We start from the raw sequence: 9,496 nt of genomic DNA, 5'->3' as shown, positions 1-9,496 counted from the left end.
TCAGGCCTGCCGCTGGGTTTCCAGTTGGGTCAGCAGCGCCTGTATGCGCTCGGCTGGGACGTTTTTCTGCATCAGCTGCAGCAGGCCGTCGCCTTCGATCATGGGTCGCAAGACTTCCACTTCGGCGGGGTAAAACAGCGCATCCCAGGCGCTGAGCTCTTCGTTGAAGGTGGCGTCGTCCCAGCTTTTTCCTTTGGCCAGCATCGTCACCAGCGGCATGGCCTTGTTTTCGACAAAGGCTTTGCGGTAAGGCTTTTGAGCCCAGCGCTGGGCAAACCACTCTTTGTGCGGCGTCTCCAGCGTCAACATGCGTTTGGCAATCGCCTTCTCAACAGCAAAGACCGGAAAACTGAAGAGCTTCATGAACAGCCTATCAAAAAGTGGTTGGTGGCATCAGGCCGCGCTGGGGGCCTGCATCAAACCGATGAAGCGGTCAAACAGGTAGCCGATATCGTGTGGGCCGGGCGAGGCTTCGGGGTGGCCCTGGAAGCAAAAAGCCGGTTTATCGGTACGGGCCAAGCCCTGCAAGGTGCCATCAAACAGGCTCACGTGGGTGGCGCGCAGGTTGGCGGGCAGGTTCTTCTCGTCCACCGCAAAACCGTGGTTCTGGCTGGTGATGCTGACGCGGCCACTGTCCAGGTCTTTCACCGGGTGGTTGGCACCATGGTGGCCAAACTTCATTTTGAAGGTTTTGGCGCCACTGGCCAGGGCCATGATCTGGTGACCCAGGCAGATGCCAAAGGTGGGCACACCGCTTTCAATGATCTCGCGCGCGGCGGCAATGGCGTAGTCGCACGGCTCCGGATCGCCGGGGCCGTTGGACAGGAAAATACCGTCCGGGTTCAGGTGTTTTATGGTCTGGGCATCGGTTTTTGCCGGAACCACCAGCACCTCACATCCTGCGTTTTCTAAGCAGCGGATAATATTATATTTTATGCCGAAATCCAGGGCCACCACGGAATGCTTTTTACCTTTGTGGCGCCATATAGAGGGGTCTTCAAGGTTTTTTACATCCATATAATCCGGGTTGTTGTCTTTCCATAAATAGGGTTTTGGGGTTGTGACATATTCCACCAGGTCCGATCCTTCCATGGATGGGATTTTTTTGGCCCGTGCCACAAGGGATTCAGGGTCCAGGTCCGTGGTGGATATCATGGCTCTCATGGCACCGGATTTTCGGATATGCCGGGTCAAGGCCCTGGTGTCAAGATCCTCAATGCCCAGAACATGGTATTTTATCAGATAGTCGGCAAGGGTGCCCTTTGATCTGAAATTGCTTGGAAACTGCTGGTATTCTTTGACAATGAAGGCTGCCACATGAATACGGTCTGATTCAACATCTTCCGGACACACGCCGTAGTTGCCTATGAGCGGATAGGTCATGGTGACCATCTGCCCGTAATAGGACGGGTCGGTCAAAATTTCCTGGTACCCGGTCATGCTGGTGTTGAACACCACCTCTCCCTGGGCTTCCCCCGGCCCTGTAAAACTTGTGCAGGAAAATGTTCTTCCATCTTCCAGGGCTAACAATGCTTTCATATGGATTAATACCTGTTCCTTAAATTTTTATGGTAAAAAGCGTTCCGCAATCTATTTGGAACCTGTTTAAATATCATGAAAAAGTCTTAATTTTCAAGTCCTGAGGTCCATGCAAAAAAAAATATAGCCTGTTTTTATGGCTCGAACACTGATTCTTTAGACTTTTTTACCTGCCATTTTAAATTTGGGGTGGGATTGATTCAAAAATATCTGTTGTCCGTTGGGCCATTGCCCGTTTATAATTTTTAATATAACAGCCATGGGCTGACCTGACATATCAACTGCCAGGCATAGCCCACAACAAAGCTTGAAAGATCTGAGTAACTTACCAGAATTAAGAGAGGCTTTATGAATAATCAACAGAAGATTGTCAGCTTGTTTCCCGCAGAATCTAATATCCCGGAAGAGTTTCGGATTCCAGAGCCCCTGGAACAGACCCAATTTCTGGTTAACGGCGAGATTCATCACTGGGACGGTCCGGTGCAGGATGTGTTTTCCCCCGTATGCCTATCAGCGGACGGCGATTTTAAAAAGAAGCGTATTGGCAGCTATCCGCTGCTTACGGAAAAGGAGGCTCTGGGTGCTTTGGAGGCGGCCTGCCAGGCGTATGACAGCGGCCGCGGCCACTGGCCGACCATGACTGTGGAGGGCCGCATCCGTCATCTGGAAGAGTTCAGCTACCGCATGAAGGAAAAGCGCGAGGAAGTAGTTCGCCTTCTCATGTGGGAAATCGGCAAGAACCTTCAGGATGCCTGCCACGAGTTTGACCGCACCCTGGATTATATCCTCGGCACCATTGATGCGCTCAAGGATCTGGACCGGGCCGGCTCGCGCTTCGACATCACCCAGGGGGTGGCAGCCCAGATCCGCCGAGCCCCTCTGGGGGTGGTCCTGTGCATGGGGCCTTTCAACTATCCCCTGAACGAAACCTTTACTACCCTGATCCCGGCCCTGATTATGGGCAACACCGTCATCTTCAAACCGCCCAAGCTCGGCGTTCTGCTGCACCGGCCACTGCTTGAGGCCTTTCAGAGCGCCTTTCCGCCGGGGGTCGTCAATACCGTATACGGCAAGGGCGCCAGGGTTGCAGGTCCGCTTATGGAATCGGGCCGCATTGATGTGCTGGCCTTTATCGGTACCAGCCGGGTCGGCGACCGCCTCAAGAAGCAGCATCCCCGTCCCCACCGCCTGCGCTGTGTGCTGGGGTTGGAGGCCAAAAATCCGGCCATTATTCTGCCGGATGCAAAACTTGATTTGGCGGTTAAGGAGTGCCTTCTGGGTGCCCTGTCATTCAACGGTCAGCGCTGTACAGCCCTGAAGCTGCTGTTTGTGCATGAATCCATTGCCGAGAAGTTTCTGGACATGCTTTGTCAGGAGGTGGAAAAGCTTGAACCGGGCCTGCCCTGGCAAAACGGAGTGGGGATCACCCCCCTGCCCGAGGAGAACAAGACCGACTATCTGCACGAACTTATCAATGATGCGCAGCAGGGCGGCGCGGCTATCCGCAATGAAAGCGGTGGTCTGGTCAATCAGACCTTCATGTTTCCGGCTGTGCTCTATCCGGTGACCCCGCAGATGCGCGTTTTTAAGGAGGAGCAGTTCGGCCCTGTGATTCCCGTGGTTCCCTATAAATCTATTGAAGAACCCCTGGGGTATGTGACAGATTCGGATTACGGTCAGCAGATAAGCATCTTCGGCACCGACCCCGACCGCATCGCTGAACTCATCGACCCCCTGGTGAATCAGGTCTGCCGGGTCAACATCAACTGCCAGTGCCAGCGCGGCCCGGATACCTTTCCTTTTACCGGGCGTAAGAATTCCGCTGAAGGCACCCTTTCCATATCCGACGCCCTGCGGGTTTTTTCCATCCGCACCCTGGTGGCCGCAAAACTTAACGATATCAACAAAGACATCATCTCGACCATTACGCGTGAGCGCAAATCTCGTTTCTTATCTACGAATTTTCTTTTGTGAACCATTGATTCGCGGCCCTTGCGGTAACCGGTGATAAAGGAAGGGATACAGCTTTATAAAGAATTAAGATGAATCAGATGCTATATGACTATCAACGATTATGATGAGTTGAAAAGAAAATATGATGCCCTGCTTGAAGAGAACAAAGCTCTGAAAGTAAAAATACGGGAATTAGCACCCAAATCCGAAAATATTATTTCTCTTCATAAGCCTGTCCAATCCGGAGAAACTGTATGCAAGCACCTTAAGAATCCTGCATCAAATCCAAAGCCCGATGCAGCAGTATCTGGAGGAACATATGCCGGTTTAGTTACCCGATTTTCTCAAAATGATCAAAAGATTGATCTTTTTATGTCCCTGTTTCGAGGCAGGAGCGATGTATATGCAAAAAAATGGCAAAGCAAAAAGGGCGCTTCAGGATACAGCCCGGTCTGCTTGAATGAATGGGTTCCCGGAATTTGCAATAAACCCCGAATAAAATGTTCAGCATGTGGCAATCAATCGTATGGTACGCTAAATAAATCGGTTATTGAAAAGCATCTCAGAGGTGAATACGTCATCGGGGTGTATCCCATGAATATGGATGAAACCTGCTATTTTCTGGCTATCGATTTTGACAAAGAAGGATGGAAACAAGACATTGCAGTTATCCGGAACATTTGTTCAGAATTTGACATACCGGTTGCAATAGAGCGGTCTCAATCCGGCAATGGCTGCCATGCCTGGTTTTTTTTCGAACAAAAAATTCCTGCAGCGTTTGCCCGAAAATTTGGGACATCACTATTGACCCACGCCATGGGTGAACGATATCAAATTTCATTCAAATCCTATGACAGGCTGTTTCCCAATCAAGATACCATGCCGAATGGCGGTTTTGGTAATCTGATCGCCCTGCCGCTTCAGAAAAAAGCCCGAGATAACCTCAATGCCGTTTTTATCAGTGAAGATTTCAATCCGTACCCGGACCAATGGCAATTTTTATCGGGCATTCAAAAGCTGAACGAAAAAGATCTGACATCGTATATAAACAAGCTGACCCGTGGAAACGACCTGGGGGTGCTGAAAGAAGAAATATCAGAATTCAAACCGTGGCAAAAACAGCAATCAGTTGGGCTGAAAGCCAAAGATTTCCCCAAAATGGTTAAAATTGTTAAATCCGGCATGCTGTACATTGAAAAAAGAGGATTAAGCCAGAAAGCATTAAATGCGCTTAAAAGGGTTGCTGCCTTTAAAAATCCTGTCTTTTATCAGGCCCAGGCCATGAGGAAGTCAACCTTCGGCAAGCCTCGGATTATTTCCTGCTCAGATGATTATAAAGACCATATAGCATTGCCTTGCGGCTGCGAATGCGATGTCAAATATTTGCTCAAGGAAAAGAATGTTACACTGATACAGGAAGATAAATCGAATCCCGGAAAAGTGATCAATGTTGAATTCAAAGGGGAATTGCAAGATGAACAGCAACTTGCGGTTGATGCATTGTCGGCACATGCCAATGGTGTGTTATCCGCTGCTACGGCATTTGGGAAGACTGTTATCGGCGCAAAATTAATCAGTATGAAAAAAGTGAATACCCTGGTATTGGTTCATCGCCAGCAACTGCTTTCCCAGTGGCGGGAACGGCTTGAACAATTTCTGATCATCAATGAATCCCTTCCCGAATCGCCTGAAAAAAGAGGCCGTAAAAAAGAACAGAATATCATCGGCCACATGGCAGCAGGCAAAGACAGACTCAGTTGCATCGTCGATATAGCGGTCATGCAATCATTGAATACCAAAGGAGACGTCAAAGACGTCGTAAAAAATTATGGGATGATCCTCGTGGATGAGTGCCATCATGTTCCTGCAGTTACTTTTGAACAAATATTGAAGAAGGCCACAGCAAAATATATTTACGGTCTGACGGCAACCCCTGACAGACCCGATGGTCACCACCCGATTATTTTCTTTTACTGCGGGCCGGTACGGTTTTCAGTAGATGCAAAAAAGCAGGCTGAAAAGCGTCCCTTTGATCATTATTTAATCCCGAGATTCACATCTTTTAGAATACCACCTGGTGAGGACGAAGCACGATTGTCCCTTCAGGAAATAAAAAGCGGTTTGGTATCAGATGAAATCAGAAATCAACTCATTATAGATGATGTTGTGGAGTGCTATGAAAAAGGGAGAAAGTCACTTATTTTAACGGGGCGGGTTAGCCATGTGGCGGATCTTGCTGCAAAGCTGAAAAAGAGAATATCAAATGTCATTTGTCTGACGGGCGGTATGGGGGATAAAAAAACGGCCCAGGTAATCAGTGAAATATATGAAATTAAGGATACAGAATCTTTTGTACTGGTTGCTACCGGCAGCTATATTGGTGAAGGCTTTGATGAAGCGCGGCTGGATACATTGTTTTTAGCCATGCCCATTGCCTGGAAAGGGACATTGCATCAATATGCCGGCAGACTGCACCGTTATTTTAAAGGGAAAAAGGAAGTTCGAGTTTACGATTACATTGATCTTCATGTAAAAATGCTTGAAAAAATGTATGGAAAGCGGTTGAAAGGATATGCTTCAATCGGTTATAAAACCAAGGCCTCAAAATTTCCCGATGTACCGACCAACCTTATTTTTAATAAAGACGATTTTTTTCCGGTATATTTGCGGGATATTGCCGTTGCCTCAAAGCATGTACTGATCATCAGTCCGTTTGTCACAAAACAAAGGATGCTTCAAATGATGGAGCACTTTAATGGCCTGTTGGAAAAGCAGGTTAAAATAACGCTCATAACCAGGCCTGCCAATGATTATGACGAAAATAGAAAAACCATGTTGAGCGATCTTTTTTCAACCATAGAAACCGGCGGTGTTCAAATGGTTTACAAATCCAACATCCACCAGAAATTTGCAATCATTGACAACAAAATCACCTGGTACGGGAGCATCAATCTTCTAAGCTTTGGTTATTCTGAAGAAACCATCATGCGTCTTGAAAGCAGCAGCATTGCATCTGAATTAATTGAAAGTATTGATATGGGCATCTTTTTCACCCCCTCAAAATGCTATTGAGAAACGCCATGTTCTTTAGTAAACAAACATTATACATAAATAAGGTTACAGCATTAAAGGGAGAATTCCTGTTTGGCAAACCATGGCTTTATCCGCAGATGCATTACCGAAACCATCGAGGGTTTAAGAGAGGGGCTGACGCTTTTTTCCGGACCCAGCAGGGCGGCAGTGATTTATGCCGTCACACCCGATGATCCCATCTATATCTTTGATCCCCAGAACCTTTTGGCCGGGCACGAACCCAAATTCAAAGAATTGTATATTGATTCAGATGATTGGCGAACCAAATGTTCCATCAAATATGACAAAAAAAAATTCAACAATTTGATTCCCGAAAAAAATCTTGGGTTGGCCGGACTGATATCCTATGGCGGCAGATCAAGCTCTATCGTGTATCAGATGTGGTTTACCGACCACCATCCGGACATGTGTAACATAGGTCCAACCGAGCGGTGGCTGGAACATGCCGTTTACAGATTTTCTCATGACTTGGCCAATGAAGAAGAATTGTACACAGGCATTTCCGGCTCTTTTCTCAAGGAATACGCCACCCATGCGGTCAGAGATTTTATTGTGGATGAAATGAATATCCGGATCGGCTGGGATACCAGAATGCGGGTTTACCCGATTTTAGAGGCAGTGCTTAAAATTTCAAGAACGCCGGAAGAAAGAGAATGGCCAAGAGGTAAGCTGATTTTTGTGGAAAAAGCATCCATCCCTAAAATGAGTTTTATTTTAGAGCTTCCCGAAGCGGAGCAACCGTGTTTGGATAATGTCAAGCATATCAGAAAGCTGCTTGTATCGGTTGAAAATTCAGATTTGAAACTGGTTGCCACTGAAAATATGATTATCGGCATCACCAGGGAAGATCATCCGGATTTTTTCATCTCAGTTGATTTTAGAGGCGGATACGGTTTTCTGGCAATCAATGATGATTTGGTGTGCTCTTTCTCCGACGGGAGGTTTAAATCGACCACGCATAAGGAAAAGCTGGTTCAGGTGGAAGAGGCATTGATGGACACTGATATGGATGCTGAAAAAGTCACCGCTTTATTTAAAGTAGTGACCGGAATTGTTCACAATGCTGCCGGCCACCGATATGGATGCAGTATTGTGATTGACCTCAATGATCCCCCGGTTTTTATCATGGGCCATTCGCTGCTGCACCCCCTGGACCTGAAAAATCAGGATAATTATGATCTGGCCAAATCCCTGTCCAAGGTGGACGGGGCACTGCACATAGGGGCTGATGTAAAGCTGCATGGATTTGCCTGTCTTTTGCAAGGCAGGAATGTGCCCGGTGAAAACAGGGCCAGGGGAGCCAGGTTCAACTCAGCTTTGCGGTTCACGGCAGAACACGAAAATGTTATTGTAATCGTAGTCTCATCCGATACCCTGGTCTCGGTCATGATGGGGGGTACAGTACTAAAAACCAAATGGAAACTGGAAACCTCTCTCATATGCAATATCCCCGTGCCCCTGGAAAAATGGGTTGCTGTAAGCGAATAATGCCAAAACTATCGGTAAAGAGGTTTTTGTCCATGAATTATAAAATGAAAGCCATTCCATGAGCCAAGAAGCTATAGAACAGTTAATATCCCTTGTCTTTCCTGCGCTTCCCCAAACCCTTTACCAGGACTTGCAGCGTCGGATCCAAGATTATTTTTCCGCCGGGGATATACAGGATATCAGCCAGTTGCCTGTCAAACCCCAAGATTTTATCCGGATGATGCTGTTCAGTCCCTTTACGGCTGAACATATTACAGCAAACCCGTTGATACTTGATCGGCTTGGTAAAAGTGGTGATATTGATACATCCTATGATCCGGGTGCTTTTAAAAACAAGCTTGCCGCTTTTATCTGTGATAGCCACGACAATGCAGGGCTTAAAGCCCGGATGCTTGAATTCAAAGTATACGAAATCATTCGCATTGCCTGGCGGGATCTTACAGGTGCGGCACCATTGTCCGAAACCATGGCGGATCTGTCCGATCTTGCCCGTGCCTGCATCAGTTGCGGTTTTGAACAACTGTATCCCGGGCTGACCCAAAAATGGGGAACGCCGAGAGATAAGGACGGCCATACCCAGAACATTGTGGTGCTGGGTATGGGTAAGCTCGGGGCCGGCGAGTTGAATTTTTCTTCAGATATTGATCTTATTTTCGTATATCCCAATTCAGGACAGACCGATGGGGACAGATCCATATCCAATGATGAATTTTTTACAAAACTGTGCCGGGAATTTATCAAGCTGTTTTCAATGGATAACGGGATCCATTTTTACCGGGTGGATACCCGTCTGCGTCCCTTCGGGGACAGTGGGCCCCTGGTTATGGATGCGGAAGCTTTTGAACATTATTACCAGTCCCAGGGCCGGGAATGGGAACGTTATGCCATGATCAAGGCAAGTCCGGTGGCAGGGGACATCGCAGCGGGCTACACAATTATTCAAACCCTGAAACCCTTTATTTTTCGTAGATATCTGGATTACGGCTCTTTTGATTCCTTCAGGGATATGAAACAACGCATAACATTCCAGGTGAAAAATGCCAGACTGAAACACAATATAAAAATCGGGTCCGGTGGTATCAGGGAAATTGAATTTTTCGGCCAGCTTTTTCAACTTATCAGAGGCGGTGTGGAACCGGCACTTCAGGCCAGGCCCATATTGCCGGTCCTGGACACCCTGGTGGAAAAAAAGCTGATAGATAAAAAAGTGTGTGATGAACTCAAACAGGCCTATCATTTCTTGCGGCTTGTGGAAAACAGGCTGCAGGCCTACCAGGACCGGCAGACCCACGATATCCCCGACAATCCGGTTCAAAGACAGATCCTTGCCCTGTCCATGGGATATGTTGACGAAGATGCATTTTATGCTGAACTGTCCAGGATTCAGGGTGTTGTGCATAAACATTTTTCCAGGCTTTTGGTG

At 47.5% G+C, this 9,496-nt stretch carries 5 protein-coding genes and 1 pseudogene; 4 read left to right on the top strand and 2 right to left on the bottom strand.

Going from position 1 to position 9,496, the window contains the following annotated elements; translation table 11 throughout:
• Positions 1 to 363: a hypothetical protein gene (locus tag B3D59_RS06050; protein WP_286818424.1), complete on the bottom strand. Its 363-nt coding sequence runs from the start codon at positions 361 to 363 to the stop codon at positions 1 to 3.
• 30 nt (positions 364 to 393) lie between these two features.
• Complete coding sequence (gene carA, locus B3D59_RS06045) at positions 394 to 1,545, bottom strand: glutamine-hydrolyzing carbamoyl-phosphate synthase small subunit (RefSeq protein ID WP_414646518.1); 1,152 nt, start codon at positions 1,543 to 1,545, stop codon at positions 394 to 396.
• A gap of 342 nt (positions 1,546 to 1,887) precedes the next feature.
• Between carA and B3D59_RS06040 the strand changes: the two genes are divergently transcribed.
• The 4 genes and pseudogenes from B3D59_RS06040 to B3D59_RS06025 all read left to right on the top strand — a co-directional run.
• Positions 1,888 to 3,513 carry an NADP-dependent glyceraldehyde-3-phosphate dehydrogenase gene (locus tag B3D59_RS06040; protein WP_286818422.1) on the top strand — a complete coding sequence of 542 codons (1,626 nt, stop codon included), beginning with the start codon at positions 1,888 to 1,890 and terminating at the stop codon, positions 3,511 to 3,513.
• A gap of 84 nt (positions 3,514 to 3,597) precedes the next feature.
• Positions 3,598 to 6,564, top strand: coding sequence for a TOTE conflict system archaeo-eukaryotic primase domain-containing protein (locus tag B3D59_RS06035; protein ID WP_286818421.1), 2,967 nt, complete (start codon positions 3,598 to 3,600; stop codon positions 6,562 to 6,564).
• A gap of 72 nt (positions 6,565 to 6,636) precedes the next feature.
• Positions 6,637 to 8,073: a DNA integrity scanning protein DisA nucleotide-binding domain protein gene (locus tag B3D59_RS06030; RefSeq protein ID WP_286818420.1), complete on the top strand. Its 1,437-nt coding sequence runs from the start codon at positions 6,637 to 6,639 to the stop codon at positions 8,071 to 8,073.
• Positions 8,074 to 8,131: 58 nt separating this feature from the next.
• Positions 8,132 to 9,496, top strand: a pseudogene (locus tag B3D59_RS06025) (bifunctional [glutamate--ammonia ligase]-adenylyl-L-tyrosine phosphorylase/[glutamate--ammonia-ligase] adenylyltransferase); the annotation flags it as partial.

It is taken from the genome of Desulfobacter sp. UBA2225 (assembly GCF_002348205.1).
Taxonomy (GTDB): Bacteria; Desulfobacterota; Desulfobacteria; order Desulfobacterales; family Desulfobacteraceae; genus Desulfobacter; species Desulfobacter postgatei.
The sequence above is the reverse complement of the archived record's forward strand: the minus strand, read 5'-3'. Positions and strand labels throughout refer to the sequence as shown.

Coding starts and splice junctions, on each gene's coding strand:
- B3D59_RS06050 (WP_286818424.1), bottom strand. CDS start 363: ATGAAGCTCTTCAGTTTTCCGGTCTTTGCTGTTGAGAAGGCGATTGCC.
- B3D59_RS06040 (WP_286818422.1), top strand. CDS start 1,888: ATGAATAATCAACAGAAGATTGTCAGCTTGTTTCCCGCAGAATCTAAT.
- B3D59_RS06035 (WP_286818421.1), top strand. CDS start 3,598: ATGACTATCAACGATTATGATGAGTTGAAAAGAAAATATGATGCCCTG.